Genomic DNA, 17,461 nt, shown 5'->3' with positions numbered 1-17,461 from the left:
AGATAAATAACAACTTTTCAGGAACCAGGCATGCATGGAATAAATAATAAGCCCGGTATTGAACCACCACTGACGCAGGCTCTATCGCTAACACCAACGGGTATCCATGCAGGCAGATCCATCGCTGTAGCTGACAAGAAAGAAAAGCAAAAACATTCATTGCAGGATTTGGCCTCAGATACACTGTCCCTGATCTTTTGCCATTTGAAAATTCGGGATATTCGCAGTTTACAGAAGGTCTGTACCCGTCTTCGCGACGTTATCAGAGAAGATAAGACACTGGCAAAAGCCTGGTATCGCCAGTTTTCTCCTCAACATCAGTCTCAACTAAGGATGACCATCACTGTAAAAAATAAGAATCAACTGCGTGCCTGGTTTGAATCGTTTTCCAATGATCAGGCGTTCATCGAGTCGCTTACGAATCGCCGACCAACGAGTGTTTATTTACCTGCTCTGTTATTTTTCACCAAGGCAGAGCTGATGTCGAACTGTAAAACCTTTGAATTAGTCACTAAAGCTACCATTGATAAAACTTACAAAACCAACTCAGCCACCGGCATTATTAATCGCATCCGCCTGGGACAGCTCAGTAAAGTCAATTCAGCCGCCCTCAGCAGCGATGGCCGTTATCTGGTCACCGCCAATGGAGACAATACGGCAAAAATCTACAGTCAAAACCCTGATGGAACATGGGAAATTAAAACCACCATTCCTCATGAAGGCCATGTCAAATCAGCAATTTTCAGCCCCGATAGTCATCATTTAGTCACCGTCATTAGTAATGACATGGCAAAGATATGTGACCTGGGATGCAATGAATCATGGGAACCAAACACCACCATTTCCCATGAAAATCACATCAGATCAGCTTCCTTCAGCACCGATAGCCAACATGTGTTGACCGCCAGTATGGACGGAACGGCGAAGATCCATAGCCAAAAGCGCGATGGTTCCTGGCAGTTAACAGCCATCCTTCCTCATGAGAAATCGCTCTATTCGGCCAGTTTCAGCACCGATGGCTGCCATGTGGTTACCGCCAGTTACGATAACACTGCGAAAATCCATAGTCAGCAGACCGATGGATCATGGACAGAAAAAAAGGTTTTTCCCCATGAGGCGACTGTCCTGTCAGCCGCCTTCAGCGCCGATGGTCGCTATCTGGTCACCGCCAGTATGGATTACAAAGCGAAAATCTATGAGAAGAAGTCCGATGGATCATGGATAAAAAATACCACTATACAACACAAAGATACTGTCAACTCGGGCACTTTCAGCCCCGATAGCCGCCATCTGGCGACTACCAGCAGAGATCGCACAGTGAAAATTTACGGCCGAAAAGTCGATGGCTTATGGGAAGAAAAAGCCTCCTTTCCCCATAAGCTTTGGCTCTTGTCAGCCAACTTCAGTCCTGATAGCCGCCATCTAGTGACTACTGTCGTGTTTTGTAAAACGGCGAAAATCATTGGTCAACAGGATGATGGCTCATGGTTAGAAAAAGCCAACATTGCCCATAATGACTGGATCTCATCGGCCACCTTTAGCGCCGATGCCAGTCAGGTGATCACATCCAGTGAAGATGGCATAGTGAAAATTACTGAACTACGGAGGAATTATTTATCGCCTGCTGTCACTGAGTGACACCATTCAGCATGCACAAAAAGTCATTTTGTCAGTTTTACTTACCAACCTGTTATGAACTTTCATCCCGGAACTGTCTCTGACTAACTAAATAATTTTCAAAATCCCCTCATAATCGAGAATAAACACCAGCTTTGCAGGATACAGACATGGATGGAATCAATAATTCCGGTTTTGAGCAACCACTGACGCAAGTTCAAGCTCTATCGCTAAGATCAGCGGGTCACCACGCGGCCAGGTCCATCACTGAAGCTGACAAGCAAGAAAAGCAAAATCTTTCATTGCAAGATTTAGACTCAGATACACTTTCCATGATTTTTTGCCATTTGAAACTTCGGGATATTCGCAGTTTACAAAAGGTATGCACCCGCCTTCGGGAAGTTATCAAAGAAGATAACACACTGGCAAAAGCCTGGTATCGCCAGTTTTCATCACCACACCAGAATCAACTGGGGATGACCATCACCAGCAAAGATAAAAATCAACTCCGAGCCTGGTTTGAGTCGTTTTCCAATGATCAGGCGTTAATCAAGTCACTCACAGATCGCCAGCTGACGAGTGTTTATTCACCTGCTTTATTATTTTTCACCAGGGCTAAGCTGATGTCTCAATGTGAAACCTTTGAATTAGTCACTAAGGCCTCCATTGACATAAAGTGTGATGTGTACTCAGCAAAACTCAGTGCTGATGGCCGATACCTGGTCACCGCCAATGAAGACCATACGGCAAAAATCTACGGCCAAAAGGCTGATGAAACATGGGACAAAGAAACCAGCATTCCCTATGACTTCTGGGTCCAATTAGCGACCTTCAGCAACGACAGCCAACATCTAGTGACAGCCAGTCTGGATGGCAGGGCCAAGATATATGATCTGGTGCGCAATGAATCATGGGAACCAAACACCACCATTGCCCATGGTAGTCCCATCCTGTCAGCTGCCTTCAGCACCGATTGCCAACATGTAGTGACCGCCAGTGGCGACCGAACAGCGAAAATCCATAGCCAAAAACGCGATGGTTCATGGAAATTAACCGCTACCCTTCGCCATAAAAGAGCTGTCTGGTCAGCCAGTTTCAGCACCGATGGCCGCTATGTGGTAACCGCCAGTTATGATAATACTGCGAAAATCCATAAACAGGTGGTCGATGAACTGTGGGAAGAAATAGATGTCATTCCCCATAATGAGCTTGTCTGCTCAGCCACCTTCAGTCCCAATGGCCACTATTTGGTGACTGCCAGTGTGGATCACACTGCGAAAATCTATGAGAAGAAGTCCGATGTATCATGGGAAAAAAACACCATCATTCGACACGAGAAACCTCTCAGATCAGCCACCTTCAGCCCCGATGGCCATCACTTGGTGATTGCCTGCCAGGATGGCACAGTGAAAATTTGCAGCAGAAAAGCCAATGGTTTATGGGAAGAAAAAGCCACCTTTTCCCATAAGCATTGTGCCTTATCAGCCACCTTCAGCCCAGATGGCCGTCATCTGGTGACTGCGAGCAGGGACAAGACGGCGAAAATCATTGGTCAGCAGGATGATGGCACATGGTTAGAAAAGGCCAGGATTGTTCATGATGGCCCTATCTTATCTGCCACCTTTAACGCCGATGGCAGTCAGGTGATCACATCCAGTGAGGACGGCATAGTGAGAATCACTGAACTGCGAAGGAATCATCTATTGTCTGCTGTCACTGAGTGACGCTATCTCATCAACACCATTGCGCATGCACCGAAAGTCATTTTGTTAGTTTCACTGACCAGCCTGTTTTGAACTTTCATTCTGGAAATGTCTCTGCTCACTAAATAATTTTTAAACCGCCCTGACGATCGAGAATAAACAACAGCTTTGCAGGATCCAGACATGAATGGAATCAATAATTCCGGTTTTGAACCACCACCGACGCCAGCTCCAACCAAAGCCCCGGCACTAACGGGTAACTACGCGGGCAGGTCCACCTCTATAGCTGACACGAAAGAAAAGCAAAAACTTTCATTACAGGATTTACCCTCAGAGACACTGTCCTTAATTTTTTGCCATTTGAAACTTCGGGATATTCGCAGTTTACAAAAGGTATCTACCCGCCTTCGCGACACTATCAAAGAAGATAACGCTCTGGCAAAAGCCTGGTTTTGCCAGTTTTCTTCAGAACACCAGTCTCAACTAAGGATGACCATCGCTGGAAAAGATAAGAATCAACTCCGAGCCTGGTTTAAGTCGTTTTCGAATGATCAGGCGTTACTCGAGTCACTCTCAGATCGGCAGCCGACGAGCGTTTATCTAGCAGCTCTGTTATTTTTCAGCAGGGCTGAGCTGATGTCCAAATGTGAAAGATTTGAATTAGTCACTAATGCCACCATTGACAAAATATATAAACCCAACCCAGACCTTCAATTAGTCGATCGTATCCACCTGGAACACCTCAATAGAGTCAATTCAGCCGCCCTCAGTAGTGATGGCCGCTACCTGGTCACGGCCAATGGCGACAATACGGCAAAAATCTACGGCCACAAGCCTGATGGATCATGGGAAATAAAAACAACCATTCCTCATGAAGGATGGGTCAAATCAGCGAATTTCAGCCCCGATAGTCACCATGCAGTGAGCTTCAGTGGTGATGGCACAGCGAAGATTTATGCTCTGGGATGCAATGAATCATGGGAACCAAAAGCCACCATTACTCATTATGATCTCATCAGATCAGCCACCTTCAGCAACGATGGTCGACATATCGTGACCACCAGTTTGGATAACACAGTTAAAATCAGTAGCCAAAAAGATGATGGATCATGGGTGTTATCAGTCATCTTTTCCCATCATTGTGATATCTATTCAGCCACTTTCAGCACCGATGGCTGCTACGCGTTAATCGCCTGTCAGGATAGGACAGTGAAAATCCATCGCCAGAAGGACAATCCATCATGGGAAGTAAAAGATGTCATTCAACATGGTGGCAGTGTCATCTCAGCCACCTTCAGCGCCGATGGTGACTGTGTAGCCACTGCCAGTATTGTCGATTGCAAGGCGATCATTTACAGCAAGAAGACTGATGGATCATGGGCAGAAAATGCCGTCATTCGACACAGGGGACCTGTCAAGTCGGCCAACTTCAGCCCCGATGGCCGACATCTGGTGACTGCCAGCTATGATCACACAGTAAAAATTTACGACAGAAAAGCCAATGGCTTATGGGAAGAAAAAGCTACCTTTTCCCATAGGAGTCTGGTCATATCAGCCACCTTCAGCCCTGATGGCCGCCATCTGGTGACTGCCAGCTATGACAAAACGGCGAAAATCATTGGTCAGCAGGATGATGGGTCATGGTCAGAAAAAGCCGCCATTGTCCATGATGACTGGCTCTCATCGGCCAACTTTAGCGCCGACGGCAGCCAGGTAATCACATCCAGTGAGGACGGCACGGTGAGAATCACTGAACTGCAAAGGAATCATTTATTGTCTGCTGTCACTGAGTGACGCTATCTCAGTAACACCATCCTGCATCCACCAAAAGTCATTTTGTTAGTTTCACTGACCAGCCCGTCTTGAACTTTCATTCTGGAACTGTCTCTAACTAAATAACTTTTTAACCGCCCTGGCGATCGAGAATAAACACCCGCTTTACAGGGTCAAGATATGCATGAAATAAATAATAATTCCGTTATTGAACCACCATCAGTGCAAGCTCTATCGCTAACACCAACGGGTAACCACGAGGGCAGGTCCATCACTGAAGCTGACGAGCAAGAAAAGCAAAAACTTTCATTGCAAGATTTAGACTCAGATACACTTTCCATGATTTTTTGCCATTTGAAACTTCGGGATATTCGCAGTTTACAAAAGGTATGTACTCGTCTTCGCGACACAATCAAGGAAAATAACGCTCTGGAAAAAGCCTGGTATCGCCAGTTTTCTTCAGCACAACAGAATCAACTGAGGATGACCATCAGCGCAAAAGATAAGAATCAACGCCGTGAGTGGCTTGAGTCGTTTTCAAATAATAAGGCGTTAGTCGAGTCACTCCTGGATCTCCAGCCGACGAATATTTATTTACCTGCACTATTATTTTTCGCCCGGACTGAGCTGATGTCTAAATGTAAAACCTTTGAATTAGTCACTAAAGCCACCATTGACAAAACTCATGAAATCAACCCAGCCATCAGCCTACAAAACCCCAACGCTAACGCAAGTCTCAACAAGGTCAAATCAGCGGCCCTCAGTGCCGATGGCTGCTATCTGGCAACCACCAATGGCGACCATAGGGCAAAAATCTACCGCCAAAATCCTGATAAAACATGGGAACTAGAAACCTCTTTTCCTCATGAAAGCAATTTCCAACCAGCCATTTTCAGCCCCAATAGTCACCATTTAGTCACCGTCAATCGTCATTGTGCAGCGAAGATATATGATCTGGGATGTGATCAATCATGGGAACCAAAAACCACCATTGTTCATAATGGGTACATCAGGTCAGCCACCTTCAGCACCGATAGCCAACATCTGGTCACCTCCAGTCTGGATGGTAAAGTGAAAATCCTTAGTAAGAAAGGTGAGGGATCATGGAAGTTATCAGCCAGCTTTTTTTATAAGAATGCTATCTATTCAGCCAATTTCAGCACCGATGGTTGTTATGTGGTAGCCGCCGGTAAGGATAAGACGTTGAAAATCATTGGCCAGAAGGACGCTGAATCATGGGAAGAAAAAGATGCCATTCCTCATGACGGTAGTATCATTTCAGCCACCTTTAGTGCCAATGGCGGCTCTGTGGTCATCGTCAGTCCGGATCGCAAAGCGGTAATCTATGAGAAAAAGGCCGACGGATCATGGGCAAAAAGCGGCATCATTCAACACGGTGATTTTATCAACTCGACCAGCTTCAGCCCCGATGGCCGCCATTTAGTCACTGCCAGCAATGATTGTAAAGTGAAAATTTACGGTAAAACAGCCAATGGCTTTTGGAAAGAAAAAGGCACCTTTTTCCATAAGGGTCGGGTCTTCTCGGCCACCTTCAGCCCTGATGGCCGTCATCTGGTGACTGCCAGCATGGACAATACGGCGAAAATCATTGGTCAGCAGGATGATGGCTCATGGTTAGAAAAAGCCACCATTGTCCATGAAGGCTGGCTCACATCGGCCACCTTTAGCGCCGACGGTAGCCAGGTGATCACATCCAGCGAGGATGGCATAGTAAAAATCACTGAACTACGGAGGAATCATTCATGGTCTGCTGTCACTGAGTGACACCATCCGGCACGCGACGAAAGTCATTTTGTTAGCTGTACTTACCAACCTGGTATGAACTTTCATTCCGGAACTGTCTCTGACTAACTAAATAATTTTCAAATCTTCCAGGTGATCGATAATAAACACCCGCTTTGCAGGATCCAGACATGCATGGAATCAATAATTCCGGTTTTGAACCACCACTGACGCGAGCCCGAGCCAGAGCGCTGGCACAGGCGGGTAACCATGCGGGCAGGTCCATCACTTTGGCTGACACGAAAGAAAAGCAAAAACTTTCATTGCAGGATTTAGCCTCAGATACACTTTCCATGATTTTTTGCCATTTGAAACTTCGGGATATTCGCAGTTTACAAAAGGTATCTACCCGCCTTCGCGACGTTATTGAGCAAGATAACGCTCTGGCAAAAGCCTGGTATCGCCAGTTTACTTCAGCACACCAGCAGCAACTCAGGATGGCCCTCAGTACAAAAAACAAAGATCAACTCCGTGCCTGGTTTGAGTCATTTACGAATAATAGAGCGTTAGTCGAATCTCTCACAGACCGTCGGTCGATGAGACTTTATTCACCTGGTCTGTTATTTTTCACCAAGGCTAAGCTGATGTCCGTATGTGATACCTTTGAATTAGTCACTAAAGCCACCCTTGACAAAACTTATAAAACCCACTCATCCAACAGCATTATCGATCCCATCCGAATTAGACGAAACAATAGAGTCCACTCGGCCGCACTCAGTGTCGATGGCCGCTTTCTGGTGACCACCAATGGCGACAATACGGTAAAAATCTACAGCCATAAGCCTGATGGAACATGGGAAAAAAAAACCATCATTCCCCATGTCAGAGAGATCAAATCAGCGATTTTCAGCTCTGATGGTCACCATCTGGTAACTGCCAGTTCGGGTGGCACGGTGACGATATACAATCTGAGGTGCGACGAAACATGGGAGCCAAACACCATCATTTCCCATAATGGTGACATCAAATCAGCCAACTTCAGCGCCAATAGTCGACATGTCGTGACCACCAGTTGGAATGGCACAGCGAAAATCCATAGCCGGAAGGACGATGGATCATGGGAGCTAACGGCCACCCTGCCCCATAAAACTGCTGGCGCTTCAGCCATTTTCAGCATCGATGGCTGCCATGTGTTAACCACCTCTGATAATACGGTGAAAATCCATAGCCAGAAGGACGATGGATCATGGGAAGAAAAAGATGCCATTCCTCATGTTGGTGATGTCCTGTCAGCCACCTTTAGCGCCGAGGGTCACTATTTGGTTGCCACTGGTCTGGAATGGAAGGCGAAAATCTATGGTCAGAAGGCCGATGGATCATGGAAAAAAAATACCACCATTCAACACTGGGGAATTGTCAGATCAGCCAGGTTCAGCAACGATGGCCGCCACCTGTTGATTACCGACAACGATAACAAAGTGAAAATTTACGGCAGAAAAGCCAACGGCTTGTGGAAAAAAAAAGCCACCTTTTTCTATGAGTCCTATGGGGATTGGACCTTATCAGCCACCTTTAGCCCTGAGGGCCGCCATATGCTGACTACTGCCTGCTATGACAACACTGTGAAAATTATTGGTCAGCAAGATGATGGGACATGGATAGAAAAAGCCACCATCACCCATGATGACTGGATCTCATCGGCCACCTTTAACGCTGATGGCAGTCAGGTGGTCACCTCCAGTCGGGACGGCATCGTAAAAATCACTGAACTGCGAAGGAAGCATTCATGGTCTGCTGTCACTGAGTGACACTATCTTGCAGGTACTGAAAGTCATTTTGTTAGTTTTACTAACCAACCTGTTATGAACTTTCATTCCGGAAATGTCTCTGACTAACTAAACAATTTTTAACCCTCCCTGATGATCGAGAATAAACACCAGCTTTGCAGGATCCAGACATGCATGGAATCAATAATTCCGGTTTTGAACCACCACTGACGCGAGCCCGAGCCAGAGCGCTGGCACAGGCGGGTAACCATGCGGGCAGGTCCATCACTCTGGCTGACACGAAAGAAAAGCAAAAACTTTCATTGCAGGATTTAGCCTCAGATACACTTTCCATGATTTTTTGCCATTTGAAACTTCGGGATATTCGCAGTTTACAAAAGGTATCTAGCCGCCTTCGCGACGTTATCAAGCAAGATAACGCTCTGGCAAAAGCCTGGTATCGCCAGTTTACTTCAGCACATCAGCAGCAACTCAGGATGGCCCTCAGTACAAAAAACAAGGATCAACTCCGTGCCTGGTTTGAGTCATTTACGAATAACAGAGCGTTAGTCGAGTCACTCACAGATCGCCAGCCGATGAGTGTTTATTCACCTGCTTTGTTATTTTTCACCAGGGCTGAGCTGATGTCTCAATGTGAAACCTTTGAATTAGTCAACATAGCCATCATTTACGAAACTTATAAAGCCAACTCAACCACCTCATTAAATGATCGCATCCGTATGATGTATGAAAATGAAGTCAACTCAGCGGCCCTCAGTGCTGATGGCCGCTATCTGGTTACCGCCAATGCAGACAGGACGGCAAAAATCTATGGCCACAAGCCTGATGGATCATGGGAAATAAAAACAACCATTCCTCATGAAGGATGTGTCAAATCAGCGATTTTCAGCCCCGATAGTCACCACGTAGTCACCGCCAGTGGAGATCACACTGCGAAAATCTATGATCGGGGGTGCAATGAATCATGGGAACCAAACACCACCATTTCCCATGGTAATTTCGTCATATCAGCCGCTTTCAGTTCCGATAGTCGACATGTGGTGACCGCCAGTCGTGATGGCACAACGAAAATCCATAGCCAGAAAGAGGATGAATCATGGGAATTAACGGCCACCCTTACCCTTCCCTATAACGATTCTGTCCATTCAGTCACTTTCAGCACCGATGTCTGCCATGTGGTGACCGTCTGTCAGCATAAGAAGGCGAAAATCCTTAGCCAGAAGGGCGATGGATCATGGGAAAAAAAAGGTGTCATTCCCCATGATAGAGCTGTCATGTCAGCCACCTTCAACGCCGATGGTAGCTATGTGGTCACCGCCAGTCTGGATGGCAAGGCGAAAATCTATGGCAAGAGGGCCGATGGATCCTGGGAAGAAAATACCATCATTGAACACAGGCTAATAGTCAACTCGGCCAGCTTCAGCCTCGATGGCCGCCACGTAGTCACTGCCAGCGATGATGGCACATTAAAAATCTACGGCCTGAAAGCCAATGGCTCATGGGCAGAAAAAACCACCTTTCTCCATACTGGTTTGGTCACATCGGCCACCTTCAGTCCTGATGGTCTCCATATAGTGACTACTGCCAGCTACAGGAAAACGGTGAAAATCATTGGTCAGCAGCATGATGGGACATGGTCAGAAAAAGCCACCATCGCCCATGATGACTGGATCTCATCGGCCACCTTTAACGCTGATGGCAGTCAGGTGGTCACCTCCAGTCGGGACGGCATCGTAAAAATCACTGAACTGCGAAGGAAGCATTCATGGTCTGCTGTCACTGAGTGACACTATCTTGCAGGTACTGAAAGTCATTTTGTTAGTTTTACTAACCAACCTGTTATGAACTTTCATTCCGGAAATATCTCTGACTAACTAAACAATTTTTAACCCTCCCCGGTGATCGAGAATAAACACCCGCTTTGCAGGATCCAGACATGCATGGAATCAATAGTTCCGGTTATGAACCACCACTGACGCGAGCCCGAGCCAGAGCGCTGGCACAGGCGGGTAACCATGCGGGCAGGTCCATCACTCTGGCTGACACGAAAGAAAAGCAAAAACTTTCATTGCAGGATTTAGCCTCAGATACACTTTCCATGATTTTTTGCCATTTGAAACTTCGGGATATTCGCAGTTTACAAAAGGTATCTACCCGCCTTCGCGACGTTATCAAGCAAGATAACACTCTGGCAAAAGCCTGGTATCGCCAGTTTACTTCAGCACACCAGCAGCAACTCAGGATGGCCCTCAGTACAAAAAACAAGGATCAACTCCGTGCCTGGTTTGAGTCATTTACGAATAATAGAGCGTTAGTCGAGTCACTCACAGATCGCCAGCCGATGAGTGTTTATTCACCTGCTTTGTTATTTTTCACCAGGGCTGAGCTGATGTCTAAATGTGAAACCTTTGAATTAGTCACCAAAGCCACCATTGACAAAACTTACAAAGCCAACTCAGCCACCTCATTAAATGATCGCATCCGTATGGTGCATGAAAATGAAGTCGACTCAGCGGCCCTCAGTGCTGATGGCCGCTATCTGGTTACCACCAATGCAAACCTGAAGGCAAAAATCTATGGCCACAAGCCTGATGGATCATGGGAAATAAAAACAACCATTCCTCATGAAGGATGGGTCAGATCAGCGATTTTCAGCCTCGATAGTCACTACCTGGTCACCGCCAGTCATAACAGAGCGAAGGTATATGATCTGGAGTGTGATGAACCATGGGAACCAAAAACCACCATTATTCATGATGGATTCATCAGATCAGCCAACTTCAGCACCGATGGTCGACATCTGGTGACTGCCAGTTGGGATCAAACAGCGAAAATCCATAGCCAGAAAGATAATGGATCATGGGAATTAACGGCCACCCTTCCCCATAACGATCTTGTCGAGTCAGCCACTTTCAGCACCGATGGCTGCCATGTGGTGACCGTCTGTTGGGATAAGACGGCGAAAATCCATAGCCAGAGGGGCGATGGATCATGGCAAGAAAAAGGTGTCATTCCCCATGATAGAGGTGTCATTTCAGCCACCTTCAACGCCGATGGTAGCTATGTGGTCACTGCCAGTCTGGATGGCAAGGCGAAAATCTATGGCAAGAGCGCCGATGGATCCTGGGAAGAAAATACCATCATTGAACACAGGATAAGAGTCAACTCTGCCACCTTCAGCCTCGATGGCCGCCACGTAGTCACTGCCAGCAATGATGGCACATTAAAAATCTACGGCCTGAAAGCCAATGGCTCATGGGCAGAAAAAACCACCTTTCCCCATACTGGTTGGGACACATCAGCCACCTTCAGTCCTGATGGTCTTCATATAGTGACTACTGCCAGCCACAAGAAAACGGTGAAAATCATTGGTCAGCAGCATGATGGCTCATGGTCAGAAAAAGCCACCATCGCCCATGATGCCTGGATCTCATCGGCCACCTTTAACGCTGATGGCAGTCAGGTAGTCACCTCCAGTCGGGACGGTATAGTGAAAATCACTGAACTGCGAAGGAATCATTCATGGTCTGCTGTCAGTGAGTAACACCATCTTGAGTGTGCCGAAAGAAATTTTGTTAGTTGTACTTACCAACTTGTTATGAACTTTCATTCTGGAACTTTATCTGACTGACTGAATAATTTTTAAAGCTCCCTGGTGATCGAAAATAAACACCAACTTTGCAGGATTCAGACATGCATGGAATAAATAATAATTCCGTTATTGAACCACCACTAAAACAAGCTCAAGCTCTATCACTAACACCAACAGGTAACCTCGAGGGTAGGTCCATCACTGAAGCTGACAAGAAAGAAAAGCAAAAATTTTCATTGCAAGATTTAGCCTCAGATACACTTTCCATGATTTTTTGTCATTTGAAACTTCGGGATATTCGCAGTTTACAAAAGGTATGTACCCGCCTTCGCGACGTTATCAAGGAAGATAACACTCTGGCAAAAGCCTGGTATTGCCAGTTTTCTTCAGCACACCAGAATCAACTCACGATGACCCTCACTACAAAAACCGAGAATCAACTCCGTGCATGGTTTGAGCCGTTTTCCAATGATCAGGCGTTACTCGAGTCACTCACTGATCGCCAGCCGACGAGTGTTTATTCACCGGTATTATTTTTCACCAGGGCTAAACTGATGTCTCAATGTGAAACATTTGAATCAGTCACTAAAGCCACCATTGACAAAACTTATAATACCAACTCAGCGAACAGCATTGCTGAATACCTTCGTATATTAAACCGCAATCGAGTTAGCACGGCGGCCCTCAGTGCCGATGGCCGCTATCTGGTCACCGCCAATGGCGACAAAACGGCAAAAATCTACGGCCAAAAGGCTGATGGAACATGGGAAAAAAAAACCTCCCTGCCCCATAGCGGACTGGTCGAATCAGCGATTTTTAGTGCCTATGGACACCATGTAATCACCACCAGTGCGGGCTGCACGGCAGAGATATATGATCTGGGGTGCGATGAATCATGGAAACGAAAAATCATCATTCTCCATTATTATCAGATCCATTCAGCCGCCTTCAGCACCGATGGCCGACATGTATTGACCGGCAGTCTCGACGGAGAGGTGAAGATCCATAGCCACAAGCGCGATGGATCATGGAAATTAACAGCCATACTTTCCCTAGGATTTCGTCTCGAATCAGCAGCCCTCAGCAACGATGGCTGCCATCTGATAACCACCTGTTGGGATAATACCGCAAAAATCTATAGTCAGAGGGCTGATGAATCATGGGAAGAAAAGGATGCCATTCCCCATGATAGTTCTGTCATGTCAGCCGCCTTCAGCGCCGATGGTGGCTATGTGGTCACCACCAGTAAGGATTGCAAGGCGAGAATCTTCAGCAAGAAGGCCAATGGATCATGGGAAGAAAATAAAATCATTCAACACAGGAATCTGGTCAAATCGGCTAACTTCAGTCCTGATGGCCGACATCTAGCCACTGGCAGCAGCGATGGCACGAAAATCTACGGCCGAAAAGCTGATGGCTTTTGGGAAATAAAAGCCACCTTTTCCCATGGCAGGGCGGTCTCATCAGTCACCTTCAGTCCTGAAGGTCGCCATCTGCTGACTACTGCCTACTATGAGAAAACTGTGAAAATTATTGGTCAGCAGGATGATGGGACATGGTTAGAAAAAGCCACCATTGCCCATGATGACTTCGTCACATCGGCCACCTTTAGCGCTGATGGCAGTCAGGTGATCACCTCTTGTTCGGATGGCATAGTAAAAATCACTGAACTGCAAAGGAATCATTCATGGTCTGCTGTCACTGAGTGACACCATCTTGCAGGCACTGAACGTCATTTTGTTAGTTTTACTAACCAGCCTGTTATGAACTTTCATTCTGGAAATGCCTCTGACTAACTAAACAATTTTTAACCCTCGCCGGTGATCAAGAACAAACACCCGCTTTGCAGGATCCTGACATGCATGGAATCAATAATTCCGGTTTTGAACCACCACTGAAGCGAGCCCAGACCAGAGCACTGGCACTAACGGGTAACAATGCGGGCAGGTCCGTCTCTGTTGCTGAGAAGCAAGAAAAGCAAAAACTTTCATTGCAAGATTTAGCCTCAGGTACACTCTCCATGATTTTTTGCCATTTGAAACTTCGGGATATTCGCAGTTTACAAAAGGTATCTACCCGCCTTCGTGACGTTATCAAACAAGATAACGCTCTGGCAAAAGCCTGGTATCGCCAGTTTACTTCAGCACATCAGCAGCAACTAAGGATGACCATCAGTACAAAAAACAAGGATCAACTCCGCGCATGGTTAGAGTCATTTTCGAATAATAAAGCGTTAGCCGATTCACTCGCAGATCGTCGGCCGACGAGTGTTTATTTACCTGGTCTGTTATTTTTCACCAAGGCAAAGCTGATGTCTGAATGTGATACCTTTGAATTAGTTACTAAAGCCACCATTGACAAAACTTATAACACACACTTAACCAACAGCATTGACGATCTCGTCCGAATTAGACGCATCAATACAGTCCACTCGGCCGCACTGAGTGCCGATGGCCGCTATCTGGTGACCGCCAATGGAGACAATACGGCAAAAATCTACGGCCATAAGACTGATGGAACATGGGAAAAAAAAACCTCCATTCCCCATGACGGACGGGTCAAATCAGCGATTTTCAGTCCCGATGGTCATCATTTAGTCACCGCCAGTTCGGATCATGTGGCGAAGATATATGGTCTGAGTTGTGATGAATCATGGGAGCCAAACACTCTCATTCACCATCATGGTATCGTCAACTCAGCTAGCTTCAGCACCAATGGTCGACATGTCTTGACCGCCAGCTGGGATGGCACAGCGAAAATCCATAGCCGCAAGAACGATGGATCATGGGAGTTAGCGGCCACCCTTCCCAATCGGTCTTTTGTGCATTCAGCCATTTTCAGCATCGATGGCTGCCATGTATTAACCACCTCTGATAAAACGGTGGAAATCCATAGCCAGAAGTACGATGGATCATGGGAAGAAAAAGATATCATTCCCCATAATGGTTTTGTCATGTCAGCCACCTTCAGTGCCGATAATGGCTTTGCGGCCACTGCCGGTTTGGATGGCAAGGCGAAAATCTATGGCAAGAGGGCCGATGGGTCATGGGAAGAAAGTGCCTTCAATCAAGGGGAAGCTGTCAGCTCGATCACCTTCAGCCCCGACAGCCGACATCTGGTGACTGCCGGCAACGATTACAAAGTAAAAATTTACGGCAGAAAAGCCAATGGCTTGTGGCAAGAAAAAGCCACCTTTTCCCATACGAGTACCGTCATTTCAGCCACCTTCAGCCCTGATGGCCGCCATCTGGTGACTGCCAGCCGGGACAAAACGGCGAAAATCATTGGTCAGCAGGACGATGGCTCATGGTCAGAAAAAGCCACCATTGTTCATCATGACTGGCTCTCATCGGCCTCCTTTAATGCCGATGGCAGTCAGGTGATCAGCTCCAGTGAGGATGGCATAGTAAAAATCACTGAACTACGCAGGAATCATTTATTGTCTGCAGTCAGTGGGTGACACTATTCTGCATGGGCCGAAAGTCATTTTGTCAGTTTCACTAACCAACCTGTTATGAACTTTCATTCTGGAAATGTCTCTGACTAACTAAATAATTTTTAAACCTCCCTGATGATCGAGATTAAACACCCACTTTGTAGGATCCAGACATGCATGGAATCAATAATTCCGGTTTTGAACCTCCACTGACGCGAGCCAGAGCCAGAGCGCTGGCACTAACGGCTGACCATCAGGGTAGGTCCATCACAGTAGCTGACAAGAAAGAAAAGCAAAAACTTTCATTACAGGATTTGGCCTCAGATACACTTTCCATGATTTTTTGCCATTTGAAACTTCGGGATATTCGCAGTTTACAAAAGGTATCTACCCGTCTTCGCGACGTTATCAAGCAAGATAACGCTCTGGCAAAAGCCTGGTATCGCCAGTTTACTTCAGCACATCAGCAGCAACTAAGGATGACCCTCAGTACAAAAAACAAGGATCAACTCCGTGCATGGTTTGAGTCATTTTCGAATAATAAAGCGTTAGCCGATTCACTCGCAGATCGCCGACCGACGAGTGTTTATTTACCTGGTCTGTTATTTTTCACCAAGGCTAAGCTGATGTCTGAATGTGATACCTTTGAATTGGTTACTAAAGCCAACATTGACGATCTCATCCGAATGGGAAGCATCAATGTAGTCTACTCGGCCGCACTCAGTGCCGATGGCCGCTATCTGGTGACCGCCAATGGAGACAATACGGCAAAAATCTACGGCCATAAGCCTGATGGAACATGGGAAAAAAATACCACCATTGCCCATGAAGGACGGGTCAGATCAGCGATTTTCAGCCCCGATGGTCATCATGCAGTCACCGCCAGTTCGGATGGTACGGCGAAGATATATGATCTGAGTTGTGATGAATCATGGGAGCCAAACACCCTCATTCACCATAATGGTATCGTCAAATCAGCCAGCTTTAGCAGCAATGGTCGAAATATCCTGACCGCCAGTTGGGATTATACAGCGAAAATCCATAGTCGAAAGAACGATGGATCATGGGAGCTAACGGCCACCCTTCCCAATGAGACTTTTTTCTATGATGCCATTTTCAGCATCGATGGCTGCCATGTATTAACCGCCTCTGATAACACGGTGACAATCCATAGCCAGAAGTACGATGGATCATGGGAAGAAAAAGATACCATTACCCATGTTAGTAACGTCTTGTCAGCCATCTTCAGAGCCGACACTGGCAATGTGATCGCCAACACTCCTGATCGGAAGGCGAAAATCTATGGCAAGGAGGCCGATGGATCATGGAAAAAAAATACCACCATTCAACACTGGGTCAAATCCGCCAGATTCAGCACCGATAACCACCATCTGGTGACTGTCGGCTACGATCACAGAGTAAAAATTTACCGCAGAAAAGCCAATGGCTCGTGGAAAGTAAAAACCACCTTTTCCCATAAGAGTCACGTCATATCAGCCAACTTCAGCCCTGATGGCCGCCATCTGGTGACTGCCAGCCTTGATAAAACGGCAAAAATCATTGGTCAGCAAGATGATGGGTCCTGGTCAGAAAAAGCCACCATTGTTCATGATGACTGGCTCTCATCGGCCACCTTTAGCGCTGATGGCAGCCAGGTGATCACCTCCAGCGAGTATGGCATGGTAAAAATCACTGAACTGCGGAGACATCATTTTTTGTCTGCTGTCACTGGATAACATCACCCTGTAGGTGCTGAAAGAAACTTTATCCGTTGCGCTAAACAAGATGTTATGAACTTTCATGCTAAAAC

At 46.5% G+C, this 17,461-nt stretch carries 10 protein-coding genes; all 10 read left to right on the top strand.

Going from position 1 to position 17,461, the window contains the following annotated elements; translation table 11 throughout:
* Positions 1-30: 30 nt before the first annotated feature.
* The 10 genes from ACO6V5_RS06505 to ACO6V5_RS06460 all read left to right on the top strand — a co-directional run bounded on the left by ACO6V5_RS06505 (position 31) and on the right by ACO6V5_RS06460 (position 17,387).
* Positions 31-1,638: an F-box/WD repeat-containing protein gene (locus ACO6V5_RS06505; protein WP_422133836.1), complete on the top strand. Its 1,608-nt coding sequence runs from the start codon at positions 31-33 to the stop codon at positions 1,636-1,638.
* Between the two features lie 149 nt (positions 1,639-1,787).
* On the top strand, positions 1,788-3,341 hold the full coding sequence (locus tag ACO6V5_RS06500) for an F-box/WD repeat-containing protein (protein ID WP_422133837.1): 1,554 nt from the start codon (positions 1,788-1,790) through the stop codon (positions 3,339-3,341).
* Positions 3,342-3,503: 162 nt separating this feature from the next.
* A complete protein-coding gene (locus tag ACO6V5_RS06495; protein WP_422133838.1) occupies positions 3,504-5,114 on the top strand; it encodes an F-box/WD repeat-containing protein in 1,611 nt (536 codons plus the stop codon).
* A gap of 159 nt (positions 5,115-5,273) precedes the next feature.
* Positions 5,274-6,878, top strand: coding sequence for an F-box/WD repeat-containing protein (locus ACO6V5_RS06490; RefSeq protein WP_422133839.1), 1,605 nt, complete (start codon positions 5,274-5,276; stop codon positions 6,876-6,878).
* Between the two features lie 149 nt (positions 6,879-7,027).
* Positions 7,028-8,644, top strand: a complete 1,617-nt coding sequence (locus tag ACO6V5_RS06485) for an F-box/WD repeat-containing protein (RefSeq protein ID WP_422441818.1) — start codon at positions 7,028-7,030, stop codon at positions 8,642-8,644.
* Positions 8,645-8,793: 149 nt separating this feature from the next.
* Positions 8,794-10,410, top strand: coding sequence for an F-box/WD repeat-containing protein (locus tag ACO6V5_RS06480; RefSeq protein ID WP_422441820.1), 1,617 nt, complete (start codon positions 8,794-8,796; stop codon positions 10,408-10,410).
* Positions 10,411-10,559: 149 nt separating this feature from the next.
* Entirely contained in the window at positions 10,560-12,167 is a 1,608-nt protein-coding gene (locus ACO6V5_RS06475; RefSeq protein ID WP_422412957.1) for an F-box/WD repeat-containing protein, read from the top strand.
* Between the two features lie 149 nt (positions 12,168-12,316).
* Positions 12,317-13,924: an F-box/WD repeat-containing protein gene (locus ACO6V5_RS06470; protein WP_422412955.1), complete on the top strand. Its 1,608-nt coding sequence runs from the start codon at positions 12,317-12,319 to the stop codon at positions 13,922-13,924.
* A 149-nt stretch (positions 13,925-14,073) separates the two neighbouring features.
* On the top strand, positions 14,074-15,675 hold the full coding sequence (locus ACO6V5_RS06465) for an F-box/WD repeat-containing protein (protein ID WP_422412954.1): 1,602 nt from the start codon (positions 14,074-14,076) through the stop codon (positions 15,673-15,675).
* A gap of 149 nt (positions 15,676-15,824) precedes the next feature.
* Positions 15,825-17,387, top strand: a complete 1,563-nt coding sequence (locus tag ACO6V5_RS06460; protein ID WP_422412953.1) for an F-box/WD repeat-containing protein — start codon at positions 15,825-15,827, stop codon at positions 17,385-17,387.
* Positions 17,388-17,461: the final 74 nt, after the last annotated feature.

This window comes from Endozoicomonas sp. ALD068 (genome assembly GCF_049310145.1).
GTDB lineage: Bacteria > Pseudomonadota > Gammaproteobacteria > Pseudomonadales > Endozoicomonadaceae > Endozoicomonas_A.
This window is presented reverse-complemented; position numbering and strand designations above follow the sequence as displayed.

Coding starts and splice junctions, on each gene's coding strand:
- ACO6V5_RS06475 (WP_422412957.1), top strand. CDS start 10,560: ATGCATGGAATCAATAGTTCCGGTTATGAACCACCACTGACGCGAGCC.
- ACO6V5_RS06485 (WP_422441818.1), top strand. CDS start 7,028: ATGCATGGAATCAATAATTCCGGTTTTGAACCACCACTGACGCGAGCC.
- ACO6V5_RS06500 (WP_422133837.1), top strand. CDS start 1,788: ATGGATGGAATCAATAATTCCGGTTTTGAGCAACCACTGACGCAAGTT.
- ACO6V5_RS06505 (WP_422133836.1), top strand. CDS start 31: ATGCATGGAATAAATAATAAGCCCGGTATTGAACCACCACTGACGCAG.
- ACO6V5_RS06465 (WP_422412954.1), top strand. CDS start 14,074: ATGCATGGAATCAATAATTCCGGTTTTGAACCACCACTGAAGCGAGCC.
- ACO6V5_RS06470 (WP_422412955.1), top strand. CDS start 12,317: ATGCATGGAATAAATAATAATTCCGTTATTGAACCACCACTAAAACAA.
- ACO6V5_RS06480 (WP_422441820.1), top strand. CDS start 8,794: ATGCATGGAATCAATAATTCCGGTTTTGAACCACCACTGACGCGAGCC.
- ACO6V5_RS06460 (WP_422412953.1), top strand. CDS start 15,825: ATGCATGGAATCAATAATTCCGGTTTTGAACCTCCACTGACGCGAGCC.
- ACO6V5_RS06495 (WP_422133838.1), top strand. CDS start 3,504: ATGAATGGAATCAATAATTCCGGTTTTGAACCACCACCGACGCCAGCT.
- ACO6V5_RS06490 (WP_422133839.1), top strand. CDS start 5,274: ATGCATGAAATAAATAATAATTCCGTTATTGAACCACCATCAGTGCAA.